We start from the raw sequence: 20,213 nt of genomic DNA, 5'->3' as shown, positions 1-20,213 counted from the left end.
TCTACGGCTTCCACGTCTACCGCGGCCGTAAGGGCGAGGAAAGCCTGACCTGGCAGGACTATTGGGACTTACTGATCCGCCAGTGCGTGTGAGAGGCCGCGCCGCCGCCGAGGACCGGGACGACGACGTCCCCGGCGGCGAGGAGGACCGGCTCCTCGGGCGGGCCGTCGGGCAGCGTCCCGGAGGGCGGCTGGGCGGCGAGCACGTCGTGGTCGGTGAGGACGGCGACCGGGGCGGAGGCGGGGGCCGTGCCGGTGCCGCCCGCGCGCAGGGACAGGGCCCCGGCGCGGGCGAGTTCGCCGACGGTGGTCGTGGGCCGGCCGAGCCCGGCGCCGCCGGAGGCCGGGTCGGTCACGGGCGGCGGGGTCAGTTCGCGGGTCCGGTGCAGCGTCTCGGTCAGCCGCTCGCGGACCCCGGCCAGCTGGACGGCGCCCTCGGCGGCGGCGGCCGGCGGGAGGTGCCGGGCGGGGGCGAGGTCGACGTCGTCGTCGAGGAGCTCGATGACCGGCACGGCACGGCTCGCGCCCGGGGTCCCGACGAGGGTGCCGTCCCGGTCGAAGGGCGTCCAGGCGTCCATGACGGCGGAGTGGACGGCCGGCCAGTCGAGCCGGTCGCGGCCCTCCCGGCCCGGCCCGGTCTGCTCGGCGGCGGCGTCGACGAGGAGGAGTTCGCCGACGGGCCGCTCGCCCTGGACGGGCCTGCGCAGCACCCAGAGGTGGAGCGGGATGCCGTACGGGGGCGCGGCGCCGGCCGGGAGGGCGACGACCGCGCGCAGGGCGCCCCGGCGGAGCAGGTCGGCCCGGATGCGGCGGCCGGAGCGGCGGGAGGCGGCGGCGGGCGGCATGAGGAGGACGGCGGTGCCGCCGGGGCGCAGGCGCGCCAGGGCGTGCTGGACCCAGGCGAGTTCGGACTCCGTACGGGCCGGGAAGCCGTACTCCCAGCGCGGGTCGTAGGCCAGTTCGTCGTGGCCCCAGTTCCGCTCGTTGAAGGGCGGGTGGCACAGGACGGCGTCCGCCGCCAGCGTCGGGAAGGCGTCGGCGCGCAGGCTGTCGCCGGACCGGACGCGGATGTCGGCGTCGGTGGCGAGCGCCAGGCGCAGGGCGGTCAGCGCGGCGAGGTCGTGGTCGGCGTCCTGGCCGCAGACGGCGCCGGGGCTCTCGACCGCGCTCAGCAGGCCGCCGGTCCCGGAGGCGGGGTCGAGGACGGTGAGCGGGACGCCGTCGTGTCCCGTCTTCGGGGCCGCGGCGAGCGCCGCCATGAGGGCGGCGGGGCCGGGCGGGGTGAGCGTGTACTGCCGGGGGTTGGCGTCGAGGTGACGGCCGAGCAGGAACTCGAAGGCCTCGCGGACGCCGGTCTCGGCCGCGAGTTCGGCGGCCCCGCGCAGGAGCGGGAGGGAGGCGGCGAGGGCGTGCGACGGGGGGGTGAGGACGGCCCGCTCGGGGCCGAGGCGCTCGGTGAGCGTCTCCTCCAGGGCGACGGGCAGCACCTCGGCGAGCCGCTCGTCGGGGAGTTCGGCGAGGGTGGGCCAGGCCGCGGACCGGTCCCGTACGAGGAGGAGGGCGCAGCCCGCGTGGACGAGGGCGGTGACGGCCCCGGCCGGGTGGCCCGCGATCTGCTGCCAGACGCGCTCCTTGAGCGGGACCTCGGCCAGCTTGCCCTGGGCGCGGAGCCATCGCTCGACCTCCGCGAGGGCGAAGGACGGGCTCGCCTCCGTCCCGCCGACGGGCTTGGGGAAGTCGGGGTGGCGGCGGCGCCAGTTGCTGACGGCGGCCCGGCCGACGCCGGCGAGCCGGGCGATCCCGGCGGCGGTCACCTCGGCGGCTCCGGTCTCCGAGGCCCCGGTCGCTTCCGCTCCGGCGCCTGCCCGCTCCGCACCCGCCTCTGCTGCGTTCTCCGGCACGTGACCCAACTCCCCTGGTTCGCCCTTCTGGCTGTGACACCAATCCTAGCGACGAACGAGCCGCACACCACTTCACAGTGTGAGTCGATCCGTTTTCTGTGAACTGTGTTGACTCGGTTCACAAGCTCTGCTGTGATTGATCCATCGCACCAGACATCTGCTCCGTCCGGGAGGACACACCCATGTCGTACGACACCCAGGTCCCGCCCGCCGCCCCGCGGGTCATGCGCAACGGCCTCGGCACCGCGGCCCTGATCCTCGGCATCATCGGCACGGTCTCGGGATTCATGCCGTTCCTCTTCTGGCTGGCCGGCATCCTCGGCGTGATCGCGCTGATCCTGGGCCTCGTCGGCAAGGGGCGCGTGAAGCGCGGCGAGGCGAACAACAAGGGAGTGGCCCTGACCGGCGCGATCCTCGGCCTCGCGTCCCTGGTCCTCTCGGTGGTCGGCATGGTCGTCGTGTTCACGGCCGTCAGCGACGCGGTCGAGGAGATCGACAAGACCATCAAGGACTCGGCCCCGAAGGACCCGGCGGCGAAGAACCTGGCGGACGGCGACAGCTCGGTCTACGACGACGACCTCAAGGTCACGGTCTCGGACCCGAAGCCGTACTCCCCGGGCGAGTTCGCGGTCGGCCACACCGAGGGCAACAAGGCCTACCAGGTGACCGTGGTCATCGAGAACGGCGGCAAGAAGAAGTTCGACGCCGCCGGCGTCGGCCTGAGCGCACGGGCCGGCAAGAACGGCGTCGAGGCCGAGCAGATCCTGGACGACAAGAACAGCCTGACCTTCCAGGGCAGCATCCTGCCCGGCAAGAAGGCCACCCTCACCGTCGCCTTCGACGCCCCCAAGGACGCCAAGAACCTGACCGTCGAGGTCAACCCCGGCTTCGACTACAACGCCTCGCAGTGGGAGCTGAAGGTCGGCTGACCCGGGCCGGACACCCCCCACGCCGGACACGCACCACGCCGGACACGCACCACAAGGACCGGGGCCCTTCGGGGCCCCACCCCCCGTACAACCCCCTCTCGGAGACACCACCATGCATGCCGCCCCCCGCCGCACCGCCGTCACGGCCCTCCTGTGCGCCGCCTTCGCCCTCGGCGCCACCGCCTGCGGCCCGTCCTCCGACGACGCGAAGCCGACCGGGCCCTTCGGGGAGCTGAGCGGTTCGCAGATCGTCGACAAGGCCTTCGCCGCGACGAAGGGCGCGAAGGCGCTGAGCGTGGACATCGACGAGCGGGAAGCCGCCGAGCCGCTCAAGGCCTACCTGTCCCTCGACGCCCGGGGACGGTGCACCGGCACGCTGACCACGGGCGCGACCAGCACGGTCGAACTGATCAAGCCGGACGACAGGAACGTGTACCTGCGCTTCGACGAGGCCTCCCTGCGCGAGCAGGTCAAGGACGAGGACCCCGAGACGCAGAAGGCGACGCTCAAGGCGCTCAAGGGCCACTGGGTGCAGGGCCCCGTCTCCGACCCCGACAACAAGGACATGCTGGAACTCTGCGACCTGAAGCAGCTCCTCAGCGGGTTCGAGCAGGGCGCGAGCGGGATCGTGAAGGGCGAGGAGACCACCGTCGGCGGCCAGAAGGCGCTGGCGCTGACCGAGCCGGGCGACGGCGGCGAGACCAGCACGGTCTACGTGGCCACGGAGGGCACGCCGTACGTCCTGCGGATCGCCACGAAGGGCGGCGACGAGCCGGGGACGATCACCTTCTCGCACTACGGGAAGCCGGTCGAGGCGAAGGCCCCGGCGGCGAAGGACGTCGTCGCGACCGGCTGACCGCTACGCGTGAGAGGGCCGTCACCCGGGGGGGGAACGGCCCTCTCACGCGTACGCCCGGCGTGTCGGATCCGGTGCCGCACCCGAAGGATCGCCCGCCCCGGCCGCCCAAACGTTTTTTCGTGGCAGCCGCGGCGGTCCGGCGCTACGGGAGCCGCTGCTGCGGGCAGGTGGCGAGGACCCGCTTCATCGCGTCCCGCTCCCCCGCCGTCACCCACACCCCGTACTTCTTCTTCACCGCGATCTGCCGGGCCACGTACGTGCAGCGGTACGCCCGGTTCGGCGGCAGCCAGGTGGCGGCGTCGCCGTCGGACTTGCGGCGGTTGGTCGCGGCGTCCACGGCGAGGAGGTTGAGCGGGTCGTTGGCGAAGCGGCGCCGGGTCTCGCCGTCCCACGTCTGCGCCCCCTTCTGCCAGGCGTCGGAGAGCGCGACGACATGGTCGATGTCGACCTTGGAGCGGCCCCGGACGTAGCGGACGGTGGTGCCGGTGTACGGGTCGTCGGCGAGGGTGCCGGAGGCGACCTTGCAGTGGCCGTCCGTGAAGCGGACGCCGGTCAGGTCCCGCTTGAGCACGTCGTCACGGGTGCCGCAGCCGTTGCCGTCGACGTCCGCCCAGGCGCGGCCGAACTTCTCCCGCTCGTAACCGGTCTTCGGGGCGCGGCCCTTGACCGTGAGGGTGTCCACGGCGGCGAGCGCCGTCCCCGGCGCGGCGGACCCGCCGCCGGCGTCCCCCGGGATGCCGGTCCCTGGTGAGCAGGCGGCGAGGAGCACGGAGACGGCGAGCGTCGCGGCGGCGAGGGTCCTTCGGTACGTCAGCACCCTGGAATCGTAGGCCGGAGGGGCTCGTCCGCTTCGTACCGATGGCCCCGGACCGGGAGCCTCAGGCTGGGGGCCCCGGACCGGGGGCCTCAGGCCGGGGGCCTCGGACCGGGAGCCTCGGACCGGCAGCCTCGGACCGGGGGCCTCGGGTCACACCTTGCCGATGCCGAGGGTGTTCTCGGAGGGCAGCAGGCCGGAGCCGACGACGGCGAGCCAGGGGCCGCCCAGGAGGTCGGCGAGCCGGGCGGCGTCCTCGGAGCCGAGGGCGTCCCACGGCCCGGCGGCCAGTTCGTCCGTACGCCGCTCCACCTCCGCGCGCAGGGCGCGGCCCTCGTCCGTGGCGGCGCCGTCCGCGTCCAGGAGCCCCCGGGCCGTCAGGCGCTCGCGCGCGGCGTTCCATTCGTCCGCGCTCCAGCCCCGGCTCTCGAAGACCGGTTCCGGCGCGGCTCCGACGGCCGCGAAGGAGACGAGGGACTCGGCCGGGTCGAGGCCGGCGGCGACCAGGGCGGCGATGTGGCCGTCGCCCCGGTGCTCGCGCAGGATCGTCGCCGCCTGCCACAGGACGAGGTGCGGGGCGTCGGGCCAGGGCAGTTCGGCGTGGGCCGCGGCGAGCGGGCGGCCTTCGAGGCCGGCCGCCCCGGCGGCGCGGCGGGCGAGGGCTGCGGCCTCGGCGAGTTCGGGGCTCGCGACGACGTCCTCGCCGAGGACGGACCGATAGATCCGGTCGACGGCGCGGAGCCGGGCGGCGAGCACGTCGGCGGGGGCGGCGACCTCCCAGGCGGCGGGGACGTGCCGGGCGACCTTCTCGGGGCTGAAGCCGTAGAAGGCGGAGGCGACGCGGACCGGTCCGACGGGGCCGAGGGCGGCGGCGCGCCAGGCGAAGTAGGAGGGCCAGCGGTCGGCCGTCCCGTAGCCGAGGGCGCCCGCCTCCTCGAAGGCCTCGGGGGCGTAGTAGAGCACGGCGTGCAGGGGTTCGAGCAGGTGCCACATCTGACGTACGCGAGCGGTTTCCACGGGGTCCTCCTGCACATCGCCATCAACTTGCCACTGACAAGATTGTGGCCGCGCCCCTCCGAACTTGTCAATGACTAGATACGGGCTAGGCTGCTGCCATGACGCGTGGCGACAAGACGAGTGGCGACAGGGCGAGCGACGGCAAGGCGAGCGAGGACAAGGCGAGCGGTCGGGCCGGCCGGGCCTCCCGGGGCACCTACCACCACGGCGACCTGCGGCAGGCCGTCCTCGCCGCCGCGCTCGACGCGATCGCCGCCGAGGGGCCCGGGGCGCTGAGCCTGCGCGACCTCGCCCGCCGCGCGGGCGTCTCGCACGCCGCCCCCGCCCACCACTTCAAGGACCGCACCGGACTGCTCACGGCCATCGCCACCGAGGGGTACGAACTCCTCGCCGAAACCCTCGCGGACCCGGCGCACGGCTCACCCGCGCTGCGCGAACGCGGCGTGCGCTACGTCCGGTTCGCCGTCGCCCACCCCGCGCACTTCCAGGTCATGTTCCGGCCCGAGCTGCTGCGCGCCGACGACCCGGACCTCCTCGCCGCCAAGGAACGCGCCTCCGCCGAACTCCGCGCGGGCGTCGCGGACCTGCCGGACGTCCCCGACGTCCGGCAGGCCGGCATCGCCGCCTGGTCGCTCGCCCACGGCTTCGCGACCCTGCTCCTCACCCGCAACGTGGCGGCGGCGATCGGCGACCGGGACCCCGAGGAGTACTTCCGCTCCCTGGCCGGCCTGCTCTTCGCCGACCAACTCCCCTCACCGGAAGGGGAATAGCCCGCGCCATCCCGCAATTGACGAAAACATGCGAACCTCGAACACCCTCCGCCGCGCCGCCCTCGCCCTCCTCACCACCGGCACCCTCGCCCTGGCCCCCACCGCCCTCGCCGACACCGGTCACCACGCTTCCCACGGCCAGGCCTGGCGCGGCGCCTGGGCCGCGTCCCCCCAGTCGGCGACCGCGCCGTTCGGCCCCAACTGGTCGCAGCAGGGCTTCGAGGACCACACGGTCCGCCAGGTCGTCCGCGTCACCGCCTCCGGCACCCGGACCCGCATCGAGCTGACGAACCGTTACGGCACCGGCCCGCTGCGGATCACCGGCGCGACCGTCGCCCGTACGGCCGGGGGAAGCGCGGTCGAACCCGGCTCCGTGCGCACGCTCCGCTTCGGCCACCGGCCGTCCGTGACGATCCCGGCCGGCGAGACCCTCCTCAGCGACGCCGTGAACCTCCCCGTCGAGGCCTTCGAGCAGCTGACCGTCACCCTCTACCTCGCGGACCCGACCGGCCCGGCGACCTTCCACTCCTTCTCCTCGGCCACCAGCTACCGCGCCGCGGGCGACCACCGCGCCGACCTCTCCGGCGCCGCCTTCCAGGAGACCAGCAACTCCTGGTACTTCCTCTCCGGCGTCGAGGTCACCGGCGGCCGCGACACCGCCCGCCGCGACGGCATCGTCACCTTCGGCGACTCCATCACCGACGGCGTCGGCTCCACGACGGACGCCGACAACCGCTACCCCGACGAGCTCGCCGAGCGCCTCGCCGCCACCGGCCGGACCCGCGCCGTCCTCAACCACGGCATCGCCGGCAACGAGGTCGTCAACGACACCACCTGGGCGGGCGAGAAGGCCGTCGCCCGGTTCCGGAAGGACGTGCTCACCGAGAAGGGCGTGAGCACGGTGATCCTCCTGGAGGGCATCAACGACATCGGCGGCAGCGGCCCTGCCTTCCCGGGCGGCCCGACCCCCGAGGTGTCGGTGAACCAGCTGATCGAGGGCCACCGCACCCTCATCCGGCAGGCCCACGCCCACGGCCTGAAGGTCGTCGGCGCCACCCTCACCCCGATCAAGGGCTCCTTCTACGACACCCCGGTCAACGAGGCCAAGCGGGAGGCCTTCAACACCTGGGTCCGCACCTCGGGCGCGTACGACGCCGTCGTCGACTTCGACCGCGCCGTCGCCGACCCGGCCGACCCGGACCGCATCCTCCCCGCGTACGACTCGGGCGACCACCTCCACCCGGGCGACGCGGGCTACGCGGCGATGGCCGGGGCCCTGGACCTCGACGAGCTGTAGCAGCCGTGCGGCGGCACCCCCCGAAGGGTGCCGCCGCAGGGCCTCAGCCCCCGAGGATCGTCGTCAGGAACTCGCCCGTCCACGCGAGGAGTTCACGGCCCACCACCGGCTTCCCGCCGATCTTGCCGCTCGTCGGGCGCGGCACCAGGATCTGGTGGACGGCCGGCTTGATGACCGTGCGCGGGTGGAGGCGCTTGAGCCGCAGCTCCTGCGACTCGCGCAACTCCACCGGCGCGAAGCGGATGTTGGAGCCCTGGAGGACGATCTCACCGACCCCGCACGCGCGCGCCAGCATCCGCAGGCCCGCCACGAGGAGCAGGTTCTCCACCGGCTCGGGCAGCTTGCCGTACCGGTCGGTGAGCTCCTCGCGCACGGCCCTGATGTCCTCCTCCGAGTTCGCCGAGGCGATCGAGCGGTACGCCTGGAGCCGCAGCCGCTCGCCCGGCGCGTAGTCGTGCGGCATGTGAGCGTCGACCGGGAGCTCGATCTTCACCTCCAGCGGGGCCTCCTCCTCAGCCCCGCCCTCCATCTGCGCCCGGTAGTCTGCGACCGCCTCGCCGACCATCCGCACGTACAGGTCGAAGCCGACGCCCGCGATGTGACCGGACTGCTCGCCGCCCAGCAGGTTGCCCGCGCCGCGGATCTCCAGGTCCTTCATGGCGACGTACATGCCGGCGCCCATCTCGGTGTGCTGGGCGATCGTCGCGAGCCGCTCGTGCGCGGTCTCCGTGAGCGGCTTCTCCGGCGGGTACAGGAAGTACGCGTAGCCCCGCTCGCGGCCACGGCCGACACGGCCGCGCAACTGGTGGAGCTGCGACAACCCGAAGTTGTCGCCGCGCTCGACGATCAGGGTGTTGGCGTTGGAGATGTCGATGCCGGACTCGACGATCGTCGTCGAGACGAGCACGTCGAACTTCTTCTCCCAGAAGTCGACCACGACCTGCTCCAGGGCCTGCTCCGACATCTGGCCGTGGGCCGTCGCGATCCGCGCCTCCGGGACGATCTCGCGCAGCCGGGCTGCCGCCCGGTCGATCGAGTCCACCCGGTTGTGGATGTAGAAGACCTGGCCCTCGCGCAGGAGTTCGCGCCGGATCGCGGCGCCGATCTGCTTCTCCTCGTACGGCCCGACGAAGGTGAGGACCGGGTGCCGCTCCTCCGGCGGGGTGGTGATCGTCGACATCTCGCGGATGCCGGTCACCGCCATCTCCAGGGTGCGCGGGATCGGGGTGGCCGACATCGTCAGGACGTCGACGTTCGCCCGGAGCTTCTTCAGCTGCTCCTTGTGCTCGACGCCGAAGCGCTGCTCCTCGTCGACGATGACCAGACCCAGGTCCTTGAACTTCGTCTCGGAGGAGAAGAGGCGGTGGGTGCCGATGACGACGTCGACCGAGCCCTCCCGCAGCCCCTCCATCGTCGCCTTCGACTCGGTGTCCGTCTGGAACCGGGACAGCGCCCGCACCTTCACCGGGAACTGCGAGTACCGCTCGCTGAACGTGCCGAAGTGCTGCTGCACCAGCAGCGTCGTCGGCACGAGCACCGCGACCTGCTTGCCGTCCTGGACCGCCTTGAAGGCCGCCCGCACCGCGATCTCCGTCTTGCCGTAACCGACGTCGCCGCAGATCAGACGGTCCATGGGGACGGTCTTCTCCATGTCCTCCTTCACCTCGGCGATGGTGGACAGCTGGTCGGGCGTCTCCGCGTACGGGAAGGCGTCCTCCAGCTCCCGCTGCCAGGGCGTGTCCGGACCGAAGGCGTGGCCGGGCGCCGCCATGCGGGCGCTGTACAGCTTGATCAGATCGGCCGCGATCTCCTTGACGGCCTTCTTGGCGCGCTGCTTCGTCTTCGTCCAGTCCGCGCCGCCGAGCCGGTGCAGGGTCGGCGCCTCGCCGCCCACGTACTTGGTGACCTGCTCCAGCTGGTCGGTCGGGATGTAGAGGCGGTCGCCGGGCTGGCCGCGCTTCGCGGGCGCGTACTCGACGAGGAGGTACTCGCGGGTCGCGCCCTGCACGGTCCGCTGCACCATCTCGATGTAGCGGCCGACACCGTGCTGCTCGTGCACGATGTAGTCGCCGACCTCCAGGGTCAGCGGGTCGATCGTCTTGCGGCGCTTGGCGGGCATCCGCTGCCCGTCCTTGCCGGCCGCCTTCTGCCCCGACAGGTCGGTCTCCGTCAGCACCGCCAGCTTGAGCGCCGGGTCGACGAAGCCGTAGTCGATGGAGCCGCACGCCACGTGCACCACGGACGGCGAGATCTCCGCGAGGTCGGCGTCGAGGCGGGCGGCGATGCCCTCGCCGCCGAGGACCTCGACCGTACGGGACGCCGGACCGTGCGCCTCCGTCACGTACACCGTCCGCCAGCCGTCGGCCAGCCAGCCCTTGGTGTCGGCCAGCGCGCGGGCGGTGTCGCCGCGGTACGACTCGGGGGCGTGCATGCCGAGGGTGAGCACGTCCCCCTCGACGACCTCGTCCGCCGCGAACGGCGACACCGACCACCAGGCCATGCCCAGCTCGGCCGCCCGGTCCCGTACGTCCGCGATCCCCCACAGCGAGGCCGCGCCGACGTCGATCGGGGCCTCGCCGCCGCCGGCGGTGGCGGCCCAGGAGGCCTGGAGGAACTCCTGACTCGTGGCGACGAGGTCGGCGGCCCGGGTCCGGACCCGCTCGGGATCGCAGACCACGGCCATCGATCCCTTGGGCAGCACGTCGAGCAACAGCTCCATGTCGTCGACGAGGACCGGCGCGAGAGACTCCATGCCCTCCACCGCGATCCCCTCGGCGATCTTGTTCAGCAGCTCGCCCAGCTCGGGGTGCTCGACGGCGAGCGCGGCGGCCCGCTCGCGGACCTCGTCGGTCAGCAGCAGCTCACGGCAGGGCGGCGCCCACAGGCCGTGCTCGGCCACCTCCAGGGACCGCTGGTCGGCGACCTTGAAGTACCGGATCTCCTCGACGTCGTCGCCCCAGAACTCGATCCGGAGCGGGTGCTCCTCGGTCGGCGGGAAGACGTCCAGGATGCCGCCGCGCACCGCGAACTCGCCGCGCTTCTCGACCAGCTCCACCCGGGAGTACGCGGCGGCCGCGAGCCCCTCGACGACCTCGTTCAGATCGGCGGTCTGGCCGGACCGGAGCGCCACCGGTTCCAGGTCCCCCAGGCCCTTGACCTGCGGCTGGAGCACGGACCGGATGGGCGCGACGACGACGGAGACGGGACCGGCGGCGGGGTCGTCGTCCCGGGGATGCGCCAGGCGGCGCAGCACGGCGAGCCGACGGCCGACGGTGTCCGAGCGGGGTGAGAGCCGCTCGTGCGGCAGGGTCTCCCAGGAGGGGTACTCGGCGACCGTGTCCGGGTCGAGCAGGGACCGCAGCGCGGCGGCGAGGTCCTCGGCCTCCCGGCCGGTCGCGGTCACCGCGAGCACCGGCCGCCCCGAGTCCCGGGCGAGCGCCGCCACGGCGAACGGCCGCGCGGCCGCCGGACCGACCAGGTCCACGTGCGGGCGGTTCCCGTCGGCGGCGGCCTTCACCGCCTCGGCGAGGGCGGCGTCCTTGACGACGACATCGAGCAGACCGTGCAGGCTCATGAAGCTTCCATCCCGGGTTCGGACGACGGGGGCGGGCAACGCGAACAGCCCGACACGTCACACGGGCCGGGTGGTCCCGGGCCCGTACGGCCCGGTCGCCCCCAGCCTACGACGCCCCTCGGACACCCGCGCCCGCTACACCCCGGCGGGGCGGCGCCCCTGCCCGTACGGGCGCCCGCGCCCGCCGGGGCGTCGCCCCGGCGGGCGCGATGGGGTCACTCGCTCGCGATCGCCCCCAGCACGTTCATCCGCCCCGCCCGGAACGCCGGGACCAGCGCCGCGAAGAGGCCCACGAACGCCGAGCCGAAGAAGACCGTCACGATCGTCGGCCAGGGGATCTCCAGGACCCCGAGCCCTTCGAGCGCGAGGAGCTTCTGCGCGGCCGTGCCCCAGCCCATGCCCAGGCCGAGGCCGAGGAGGGCGCCGAAGAGGGCGATGACCACCGACTCCAGGCGGATCATGCGGCGCAGCTGCCGGCGGGAGAGGCCGATGGCCCGCATGAGGCCGATCTCGCGGGTCCGCTCGACCACCGAGAGCGCGAGGGTGTTCACGACGCCGAGGACGGCGACGACGATCGCCAGGGCGAGGAGCCCGTACACGATGTTGAGCAGCTGCCCGACCTGGTCCCGCAGCTCCTCCTTGTAGTCGGCCTGGTTGCTCACCTTGTACTGCGGGTACGGCGCGAGCGCGCCCTTGAGGGCCTCGTACGCGGCGGTCTCCTGGCCGTCCTTCGCGCTGGCCAGGACGAGCAGGCTGTTCGGCACCCGCTCGGCGGGCAGGTGGCGGGCGACGGTGGAGACGTCGGTGTACATCGCGCCCTTGTCGACCTGGCCGGTGTCGGCCGTGATCGCCGCGACCTTCAGCTTCGCCGTGTCGCCGCCCGTGAAGGCGACGGTGAGGACGTCGCCGACCTTGACGCCGTGCTCGGTGGCGTAGTCGCTGCCGACGGACACGGCGTCCTTGCCGTACGCGTCGGTGAGGGTGCCGGCGGTGGTCTCGCGGCGCAGGTCCTTCACGTACGTCGGGTCGGTGGCGGCCAGGTCGGCCTTCGTGGTCTTCCCGCGCGGGTCGGTGACCCTGGCGTCGACGACCTTGTACTCGGTGACGTGGTCCAGGCCGGGCGTCTTCTCCAGGGCGGCCTGGGCCTGCGGCACGATCGGCTGTCCCGTAGCGGACTGCACGATGAAGTCGGCGCCGACGGAGCGGTCCAGTTCCTCGGTGGCCGAGGCGACCATCGAGGAGCCGACCACCGAGAGGCCGGCGACGAGGGCGAGCCCGATCATCAGGGCGGCGGCGGTGGCGCCGGTGCGGCGCGGGTTGCGCAGCGCGTTGCGCTCGGCCAGGCGACCGACGGGGCCGAAGACCCGCAGGACGACGACGCCGAGGGCGCGGACGACCCCGCCGGCGAGGAGCGGGCCGACGACGACGAAGCCGAGGAGGGAGAGGACGACGCCGAGGCCGAGCCAGAGGGAGCCGGGCTTGGCCTCCGCCGCACGGGCCGCCAGCACCAGGGCGGCCGCTCCGGCGCCGGTGAGGACGATCCCGATCAGGCCCCGTACGCGCCCCGCCTTGCCGTCGGCGGGGGTGCCCGCGTCTCGGAGGGCCGCCATCGGGGAGACCTTGCCGGCGCGGCGGGCGGGGACGTACGCGGCGAGGACGGTGACGACGATGCCGAGGGCGAGGCCGACGGCCGGCGTCGTCCACGCCACGGTGAGGTCGCGGGTGGAGAGCTCCATGCCCATCTGGGACATGAGCTTCATGAGTCCGACGGCGAGGCCGACGCCCGCGGCGACACCGGCGACGGAGCCGACGAGGCTGAGGAGGAGCGCCTCGACGAGGACGGAACGGTTCACCTGCTTGCGGCTGGAGCCGATGGCCCGCATGAGGCCGATCTCGCGGGTCCGCTGGGCGACCAGCATGGAGAAGGTGTTGACGATGAGGAAGATGCCGACGAGGAAGGCGATCCCGGCGAAGCCGAGCATGGCGTACTTCATGACGTCGAGGAAGCCGGCGATGTCCTCGCGGCCCGCGTCGGCGACCTCGGCGGCGGTGTGCAGCTTGTAGTCCTTCGCGTCGGCACCGAGTGCGGCGGCCACGTCCGCCTTGAGGGCGTCGTCGCCGACACCGGGCTCGGCGTCGACCATGACCTGGGTGAACAGGCCCTCCTTGCCGAGGAGTTCGCGCTGGGCGGTGGCGGTGTCGAAGTAGACGACGGTGGCGCCGGGGTTGGTGACCTTGAACTCGACGATGCCGGAGATCTTCGCGGTGAGGTCGCCGGTGACGGCGATCGTGCGCAGGGTGTCGCCGATCTTCAGGTGGTGCTTCTCGGCGGTGCCGGCGTCGACGACGACGTCGGTGGGCCCGCGCGGCTCGTGGCCGGAGGCCAGTTCCACCGAACGCAGCTCGTAGGGGCTCCAGTTGACGGCGATGGTCGGCGCGCCGCCGGTCGGGCCCACGTTCTCGTTCTTCGCGTCGACGACGGTCACGCTCATGGAGGTGACCGAGCCCTGCGCGTCCTTGACTCCCTCGACCTTCCTGACCCGCTCGACGAGCGAGGCGGGCAGGGACTCGGGGCGGCCGTTCTGCGGGATCTCGTCGTTCGCGGCCGCGCCCTTCGGGCTGACGGTGACGTCGGAGGCGGTCGACGCGAAGAGCTTGTCGAACGTCGTGTTCATGGTGTCGGTGAAGACGAGCGTCCCACTGACGAAGGCGACGGAGAGCAGGACGGCGACGGCGGAGAGCGCCATGCGGCCCTTGTGCGCGAAGAAGTTGCGCAGCGAGGTCTTGAGGACGGTCATGACGTCCGCCCGCGCGCGTCGAAGTCCTTCATGCGGTCGAGTACGGCGTCGGCGGTGGGCCGCTCCATCTCGTCGACGATCCGCCCGTCGGCGAGGTACAGCACCCGGTCGGCGTAGGAGGCGGCGACGGGGTCGTGGGTCACCATGACGATCGTCTGCCCCAGCTCGTCCACGGACGCGCGGAGGAAGCCGAGGACCTCGGCACCGGCCCGCGAGTCGAGGTTTCCGGTCGGCTCGTCACCGAAGATGATCTCGGGCCGGGCGGCGAGCGCGCGGGCCACGGCCACGCGCTGCTGCTGACCGCCGGAGAGCTGGCTCGGACGGTGCTTCAGCCGCTCGCCGAGCCCGACGGTGTCGACGACCCGCCGCAGCCAGTCGGCGTCCGGCTTCCGCCCGGCGATGTCCATCGGCAGCGTGATGTTCTCGAGGGCGTTCAGGGTGGGCAGCAGGTTGAACGCCTGGAAGATGAAGCCGATCCGGTCCCGGCGCAGCCGGGTGAGCTTCTTGTCCTTGAGGCCGGTGATCTCGGTCTCGTCGAGGAAGATCTGCCCGCTGGTGACGGTGTCGAGCCCCGCGAGGCAGTGCATCAGGGTCGACTTGCCGGAGCCCGAAGGCCCCATGATCGCGGTGAACCGGCCGCGGGCGATGTCCACGTCGACGGAGTCCAGCGCGACGACCCGGGTCTCCCCCGAGCCGTACGCCTTGACGACCTGCCGCGCCCGCGCCGCGACGGCCGTCCCCTCTCCCGTACCCCCGTGCCTGGGGATGGTCACAGCCGAAGTCACGGATTTCTCCTTGGAGCGAGTGGTGGGTTTGTAAGTTCAAGTTAAGGAGCGGGTACGGCACTTCTCCTCCTCCGCCGGGACGAACGACCCCTGGGCCGCATGGGGGAGGGGCCCCTAGGGGTTCCTCGGCCCCTGGGTGGAGTGAGACCCTGTCCGCGCACATTTAGGTGTACGAAGAAAGGAATGGTGCGCGGTGACGGAACCGTCGACGACCCGGGCCGGAGCCGATCCGGCGCCCGCCCCCTCCTCCGCCCCCACCACCGCGCGCCGCGGACCCGTCGTCGCCGCCCTCATGCTCGCCATGGGGCTCGCCGCCCTCGACGGGACGATCGTGTCCACCGCCGTCCCCCAGATCGTCGGCGACCTCGGCGGACTCTCCGTCTTCTCCTGGCTCTTCTCCGGCTACCTGCTCGCCGTCACGGTCACCCTGCCCGTGTACGGCAAGCTCAGCGACACCTTCGGCCGCAAGCCCGTCCTCGTCGCCGGGGCCGTCCTCTTCCTCATCGGCTCCCTGCTCTGCGCCGCCGCCTGGAACATGGCCTCCCTGATCGCCTTCCGCGTCGTCCAGGGCCTCGGCGGCGGCGCCCTCCAGGGCACCGTCCAGACCATCGCCGCCGACCTGTACCCCCTGAAGGAACGCCCCAAGATCCAGGCGAAGCTGTCCTCCGTGTGGGCCGCCTCCGCGGTCGCGGGACCGGCCGTCGGCGGCCTGCTCGCCGGCTACGCCGACTGGCGCTGGATCTTCCTCATCAACCTGCCGATCGGACTCGTCGCCCTCTGGCTCATCGGCCGCCACCTGAGGGAACCCGCCCGCACCGCACCCCGCGCGCGCGTACGGATCGACTGGGCCGGCGCCCTCGCGATCTTCGCCGCCGGAGCCGTACTCATCACCGCGCTCGTCCAGGGTGGGGTCGCCTGGCCCTGGCTCTCGGCCCCGTCCCTCGGCCTCCTCGGCGGAGCCGCCGCCCTCGCCGCCCTGACCGTCGCCATCGAGCGGCGCGCGGCCGAACCGATCATCCCCGGCTGGGTCTGGCGCCGCCGCACGATCGCCGCCGTCAACCTCTCCCTCGGCGCCCTCGGCCTGCTCATGGTCGCCCCGACGGTCTTCCTGCCCACGTACGCGCAGTCCGTCCTCGGCCTCGGCCCCATCGCCGCCGGCTTCGTCCTCTCCTCCTGGACCCTGAGCTGGCCCCTCACGGCCGCGCTGTCGAACCGGCTCTACACCCGCATCGGCTTCCGCCTCACCGCGATCCTCGGCATCACGGGCGCGCTCCTGCTCCTGCTCGCCTTCCCGCTCCTGCCGTACCCGGGCGAGGCGTGGCAGCCCGCGCTGCTGATGCTGGCCCTCGGCGGCTGCCTGGGCCTCTTCCAACTGCCCCTGATCGTCGGCGTGCAGTCGACCGTCCCGTACGGGGAACGCGGCACCACCACCGCGTCCGTCCTCTTCTGCCGCCAGGTCGGCCAGAGCGTCGGCGCGGCGCTCTTCGGCGCCGTCGCGAACGGCGTCCTCGCCGCCCGCCTCGGCACCGACACGGACCTCGACTCCCTCGCCCGCTCCCTCGACACCACCGACCACGTCCGGCGGGCGGTCGACGCGGCGGTGGACCGGGTCTACCTGGGCGCGGCGGCAGCGGCGGCCCTCGCCCTCCTGGCCCTCCTGACCGTGGCCCCCCGCCGCTTCCCGGTCCTGAAGGAGGAAGACCAGGAGACGTCCCGTCAAGCCCCGGCCGACTGAGTACGCGCCCGTCCGGAGATAAGCACGCGCACCCATGCCCGGACGGCGCCCCGGACCCGACGATGGGGTCACCCCGTCCGAAGGAGCCGGCCTTGAACCCCGACGCACACGCGCAGCTCTACGGCCCCACCCGCCTGCCACCGCCCCGCCGCGGGGCCGAGGTCGCCGTCACCGTGGTGGCGGCCGTGCTGTGGTCGGTCGCCCTCCTGCTGCTCCAATACCTGGGCTTCGTGGCACTGTGGGCGGCGGCGGACAGTGGGCCGACCGAAGGGATCCCGCTCTCCTGGGTGCTGATCTGCCTCGCCGTCCCGGCCGTGCCGATCGCCCTGTTCTGCACGCCCGTCGTCCGCCGCCGATCCGTCCCGGTCCGCGCGCTCGTCACCGGTCTCGCGACCTTCGCGATCGCGGTCGGCCTCCTGATCCGGGCGGCCTAGCCGGAGAACCCTGCCGTCGGGCTCGGACGGCACCCGGTCGTGTGAGGGGTGCGGACGTGCCTCGTCCGGGTGGAATCTTTCCCTCGTGTCGGGGATCGCCGCTGCTCACATGGGGTGAATGAGCTGCGTGGCTCGTTTCCCGGCCCCGGGCGGGAGGCGTTGATGGAGACGTGAGTACCTCAAGCATCGCCCCGATACAGCCCGCTCTTCCGACCGCCCCCGCCCCTTCCCTCGTGCACGACTCGGGCGCGGACACCGCGCCCTGCGTCATAGTCGTCGAATCCTGCACCACCCTCGGCGCCACCCTGATCGTCCACCTCGCCGGGGAGATCGACCACTACAGCGTCGCCCCGTTGCGGGCGCTGTTGGCCTCGGCGGCCGACGCCGGCCACACCGGTCTCGTACTGGACACCGCGCGGGTCACCTTCTGCGACTCCGGCTTCCTCGCCATCCTCGACTGGTGGCCCCGGAACGGACGCCGCCTCAGACTCGTGAACCGCTCGCGGGCCGTCCAGCGCCTCCTGAGCGCGGCCACCCTCGCGGAGCGGCGGGCGGTCCGAGGCGGCTCGCTGACGGCGGTGGCCACGTCATGACCTTCATACTCCTGACCTGCGCCCCCATGGTCGCGGCGATCCTCCTCGTCGGAAGAGGCACGGCTTAGGGCCACGGCTCGGACGAGGACCGGAGGTGGGGCCGTCTGCGCGCAGGCGGCCCACACACCGGGTTCGGCCCGGGCGGATGCCCTAGGCGGGCCTGCGCGGGATCGTCAGGCAGAACGGGTGGCCCGCCGGGTCCAGGACCACCCGCCACAGGTCCGGGCGGGGCTGGACGTCCGGGACGGTCGCGCCCCACTCCACGAGGCGGGCCGCGGCCTCGTCCAAGTCGTCGACGTCGAAGTCGAGGTGCAGCTGCTGCGGAACCTCCTGGCCCGGCCAGGACGGGGGACGGTAGCCGTCGACGCGCTGGAAGCCGAGGAAGAGGCCGTCCGCGCCGCGCAGGCCGGCGAACTCGTCGTCGGACCGGTCGGCGAGCGGGAGCCCGGTGGCCCGCCGGTAGAAGTCGGCCAGGGCCATGGGGTCGGCGCAGTCGAGCGTGACCGCCACCAGTTTCATCTGCATGGGACGGAAGCCTAGTCGGCGCCCTCGGAGCCCTCCTCCTCCTTCAAGTCCCCCTGCTTCCCCTCGGGTTCCGGCGCGGACGGGCGGCCCGTCAGCGCCGCCAGCGAGTTGCGGATGTGCTCCATGTGGGAGTGGATCTCGTCCCGGGCCTCCTCGTGCTCCCGCAGCACCCGCTCCGTCTCGCGCTCGATCCGCTCCGCCTTCATCCTGGCCTCGGCGAGCAGCTCCGCCGCGCGGGCCTCGGCGTCCTCCTGGCCGTGCCGGGCCTGCTCCTCCGTCTCGGCCAGGGCCCGCTGCGTCTCCGCGAGCCCGGCCTGCGCCGCCGCGACCAGTTCCTCGTGGCGGGCGTCCAGGGCCGCCGCCTCCGCCTCGGCCGTACGCTCCGCCTCGACCCGTACGGTCCGCTGCTCCTCCCGCTGCTCCGCGAGCAGCGCCTCCGCCCGGCGTTCGGTCTCCTCGAAGGCCTCCCGCGCGGCCTCCCTGGCCCCCTCGGCGTCCCGGCGGGCGATCTGCCCCATCTCCTCGGCCCGCGCGCGGGCCTCCTCCAGGGTCGTCCGGGCCGCCGCGTCCGCCGCCGTCCTGACCTCCTCCGCATACGCCCCGGCGGCCTCCGTCGCCTCCCGGGCCGCCCGCTCGGCGGCCTCCGCGAGGGCCTGCGCCTCCGCCTCGGCGCCCCGTACGAGCCGCTCGTCCTCGCGCTCGGCCAGCTCCAGGATCTTCTGCGCGGTCTCTCCGAGGGACTCGTACCGCTGCGGGGCGAGCTGCTTGACGGCCAGGCGGAGCCCGGCGGCGTCCGTCTCCATCTCCTTCGCGAGGACCGTGAGCCGCGCCGCCCGCTCCCAGGCGGCGTCGCGCTCCTGCTCGAGTGCGGCGACGTGGCGGTCGACCTGCTCGGGGCGGTATCCGCGCCCCCGCCCGACGGCGAAACCCATCCCTGACGCCCCTTCCTCTTCCCATGGCCCGACCCATAAAGAATGCGACATCAGAACGGACAAAAGGCGCCCAACGTGGCTACACGTCGAGCGCCCTTCATCACATTCGGTCCATCTGGGCCTACAGCAGCCCGTCCCACATCTGCTCCAGCAACACCGACCACCAGTTCTCCGGCGACGACAGCGCCGCCGGATCCAGCATCGCCAGCTGCGCCTGGAAATCGACCGTCCAGCGACCCGCCTGCTCCGGGTTCAGCCCGAACCGCAGCCGCCACATCCGGCCGAGCAGCGCCATCGACCGCGTGAACTCCGGCAGCCCCGTGTTCACGAACTGCGGCGGCACCGACTGCCCGCCCGGACCGGCCTCCACCGGCACCGCCACGATGTGCGCGGTCCCGTACTGGACGCAGATCGCCCGGCCGAAGTCCGAACCCAGCACCAGGTACGAGCTCGCGTCCGGCGCCGCCTGCACCTGCCGCTGCGCCGCCAGCTCCGCCAGCGTCGGCACCACCGGCACCGCAGGCTGCGCCCAGAAGAACGGACCGAAGTCCGCCGGAAGCCCCGCCCACACCAGCGTGCGCGCCACGACCTCCGGCACGCCCTGCCGGGACACCGCCCGCTGGTCGAACCGGAGCACACCGGGACCGAACGCGCCCGCCAACTCCTGCGCGATCCCCTCCGGGGGAACCGGCGGCGCCGGCTGCACCTGCGGCAACGGCGCCCGCACCGGAGCCGGACGCGCCGGCCCGTCCGCGACCTGATGCAACTCACCCTGATGGGTCAGGAGTTGACGCATCCCCTGCTGCCGGCCCGCATGATCACGGCCGTACGGGGCGATGCTCGTGATCCGCGCCTGCGGCCACGTCTCCCGGATCATCCGCGCGCAGTAACCACCCGGCAGCTCACAGGACTCCAGCTCCGTGTGGAGCTCCAGCACCTGCTGCGGCGGCACGTTCAGCGCGCGCAGCTCGTGCAGGATCTGCCACTCCGGATGCGGGGTGCCCGGCGCCGAACGCCGGATGATCTGCGCCTCCGAACCGTCCGGCGCCCGATACCGCAGCACCGCCTGATAGCCGGGACCGACCGTCGGCTGACCCGCCGGATGCGGATAGCCGTACGCCGGAGGCACGGGAGCCCCCGGTACGGGAGCCCCCGGCTCCGCGCCAGCGGATCGTGCTGCGCCGGGAGATGATGCGCCAGCCCGACGGCTCCCCCGTCGAGGCCCGGCTCCTGGAGTCGTACGGCTACGAC

The 20,213-nt window shown here is 73.2% G+C and carries 15 protein-coding genes and 1 pseudogene; 7 read left to right on the top strand and 9 right to left on the bottom strand.

Annotation, left to right across the window (positions count from 1 at the left end):
- Positions 1–58: 58 nt before the first annotated feature.
- On the bottom strand, positions 59–1,813 hold the full coding sequence (locus tag ABZ318_RS32770) for an N-6 DNA methylase (RefSeq protein WP_356906082.1): 1,755 nt from the start codon (positions 1,811–1,813) through the stop codon (positions 59–61).
- A gap of 269 nt (positions 1,814–2,082) precedes the next feature.
- On the opposite strand from ABZ318_RS32770, the gene ABZ318_RS32765 reads away from it, so the two are divergent.
- Both ABZ318_RS32765 and ABZ318_RS32760 read left to right on the top strand, forming a co-directional pair.
- On the top strand, positions 2,083–2,829 hold the full coding sequence (locus tag ABZ318_RS32765; RefSeq protein WP_356906079.1) for a DUF4190 domain-containing protein: 747 nt from the start codon (positions 2,083–2,085) through the stop codon (positions 2,827–2,829).
- Positions 2,830–2,941: 112 nt separating this feature from the next.
- Positions 2,942–3,685, top strand: a complete 744-nt coding sequence (locus ABZ318_RS32760) for a hypothetical protein (protein ID WP_356906078.1) — start codon at positions 2,942–2,944, stop codon at positions 3,683–3,685.
- A 145-nt stretch (positions 3,686–3,830) separates the two neighbouring features.
- On the opposite strand, the gene ABZ318_RS32755 is transcribed toward ABZ318_RS32760, so the two are convergent.
- On the bottom strand, positions 3,831–4,505 hold the full coding sequence (locus ABZ318_RS32755) for an HNH endonuclease family protein (protein ID WP_356906077.1): 675 nt from the start codon (positions 4,503–4,505) through the stop codon (positions 3,831–3,833).
- A gap of 150 nt (positions 4,506–4,655) precedes the next feature.
- Positions 4,656–5,495, bottom strand: a complete 840-nt coding sequence (locus ABZ318_RS32750; RefSeq protein ID WP_356906080.1) for a hypothetical protein — start codon at positions 5,493–5,495, stop codon at positions 4,656–4,658.
- A gap of 122 nt (positions 5,496–5,617) precedes the next feature.
- On the opposite strand from ABZ318_RS32750, the gene ABZ318_RS32745 reads away from it, so the two are divergent.
- Complete coding sequence (locus ABZ318_RS32745; RefSeq protein WP_356906076.1) at positions 5,618–6,289, top strand: WHG domain-containing protein; 672 nt, start codon at positions 5,618–5,620, stop codon at positions 6,287–6,289.
- Between the two features lie 28 nt (positions 6,290–6,317).
- Positions 6,318–7,586 (top strand): SGNH/GDSL hydrolase family protein, encoded by a 1,269-nt coding sequence (locus ABZ318_RS32740; RefSeq protein WP_356906075.1) that lies wholly within the window; start codon positions 6,318–6,320, stop codon positions 7,584–7,586.
- A gap of 43 nt (positions 7,587–7,629) precedes the next feature.
- On the opposite strand, the gene mfd is transcribed toward ABZ318_RS32740, so the two are convergent.
- The 3 genes from mfd to ABZ318_RS32725 all read right to left on the bottom strand — a co-directional run bounded on the left by mfd (position 7,630) and on the right by ABZ318_RS32725 (position 14,743).
- Positions 7,630–11,160, bottom strand: coding sequence for a transcription-repair coupling factor (gene mfd / locus ABZ318_RS32735; RefSeq protein WP_356906074.1), 3,531 nt, complete (start codon positions 11,158–11,160; stop codon positions 7,630–7,632).
- A gap of 215 nt (positions 11,161–11,375) precedes the next feature.
- The gene (locus tag ABZ318_RS32730) at positions 11,376–13,958 is read right to left on the bottom strand and encodes an FtsX-like permease family protein (RefSeq protein WP_356906073.1); all 2,583 of its coding nucleotides are present in this window, start codon (positions 13,956–13,958) and stop codon (positions 11,376–11,378) included.
- Entirely contained in the window at positions 13,955–14,743 is a 789-nt protein-coding gene (locus ABZ318_RS32725; RefSeq protein ID WP_356906072.1) for an ABC transporter ATP-binding protein, read from the bottom strand. The genes ABZ318_RS32730 and ABZ318_RS32725 overlap by 4 nt, the downstream gene beginning before the upstream one ends.
- 193 nt (positions 14,744–14,936) lie before the next feature.
- Between ABZ318_RS32725 and ABZ318_RS32720 the strand changes: the two genes are divergently transcribed.
- The 3 genes from ABZ318_RS32720 to ABZ318_RS32710 all read left to right on the top strand — a co-directional run bounded on the left by ABZ318_RS32720 (position 14,937) and on the right by ABZ318_RS32710 (position 17,505).
- Positions 14,937–16,478 carry an MFS transporter gene (locus ABZ318_RS32720; protein ID WP_356906071.1) on the top strand — a complete coding sequence of 514 codons (1,542 nt, stop codon included), beginning with the start codon at positions 14,937–14,939 and terminating at the stop codon, positions 16,476–16,478.
- A gap of 92 nt (positions 16,479–16,570) precedes the next feature.
- Positions 16,571–16,912 (top strand): hypothetical protein, encoded by a 342-nt coding sequence (locus ABZ318_RS32715; RefSeq protein WP_356906070.1) that lies wholly within the window; start codon positions 16,571–16,573, stop codon positions 16,910–16,912.
- 170 nt (positions 16,913–17,082) lie between these two features.
- Positions 17,083–17,505: an STAS domain-containing protein gene (locus tag ABZ318_RS32710; RefSeq protein WP_356906069.1), complete on the top strand. Its 423-nt coding sequence runs from the start codon at positions 17,083–17,085 to the stop codon at positions 17,503–17,505.
- Positions 17,506–17,655: 150 nt separating this feature from the next.
- Here ABZ318_RS32710 and ABZ318_RS32705 read toward each other — a convergent pair whose 3' ends face one another.
- The 3 genes and pseudogenes from ABZ318_RS32705 to ABZ318_RS32695 all read right to left on the bottom strand — a co-directional run.
- Positions 17,656–18,030 carry a VOC family protein gene (locus ABZ318_RS32705; protein WP_356906068.1) on the bottom strand — a complete coding sequence of 125 codons (375 nt, stop codon included), beginning with the start codon at positions 18,028–18,030 and terminating at the stop codon, positions 17,656–17,658.
- An 11-nt stretch (positions 18,031–18,041) separates the two neighbouring features.
- The gene (locus tag ABZ318_RS32700) at positions 18,042–18,962 is read right to left on the bottom strand and encodes a cellulose-binding protein (protein WP_356906066.1); all 921 of its coding nucleotides are present in this window, start codon (positions 18,960–18,962) and stop codon (positions 18,042–18,044) included.
- Between the two features lie 121 nt (positions 18,963–19,083).
- Positions 19,084–20,118 (bottom strand): annotated as a pseudogene (locus ABZ318_RS32695) (SUKH-4 family immunity protein); the annotation flags it as partial.
- Between the last annotated feature and the right edge of the window lie 95 nt (positions 20,119–20,213).

The organism is Streptomyces sp. NPDC006197 (assembly GCF_040613865.1).
GTDB lineage: Bacteria > Actinomycetota > Actinomycetes > Streptomycetales > Streptomycetaceae > Streptomyces.
This window is presented reverse-complemented; position numbering and strand designations above follow the sequence as displayed.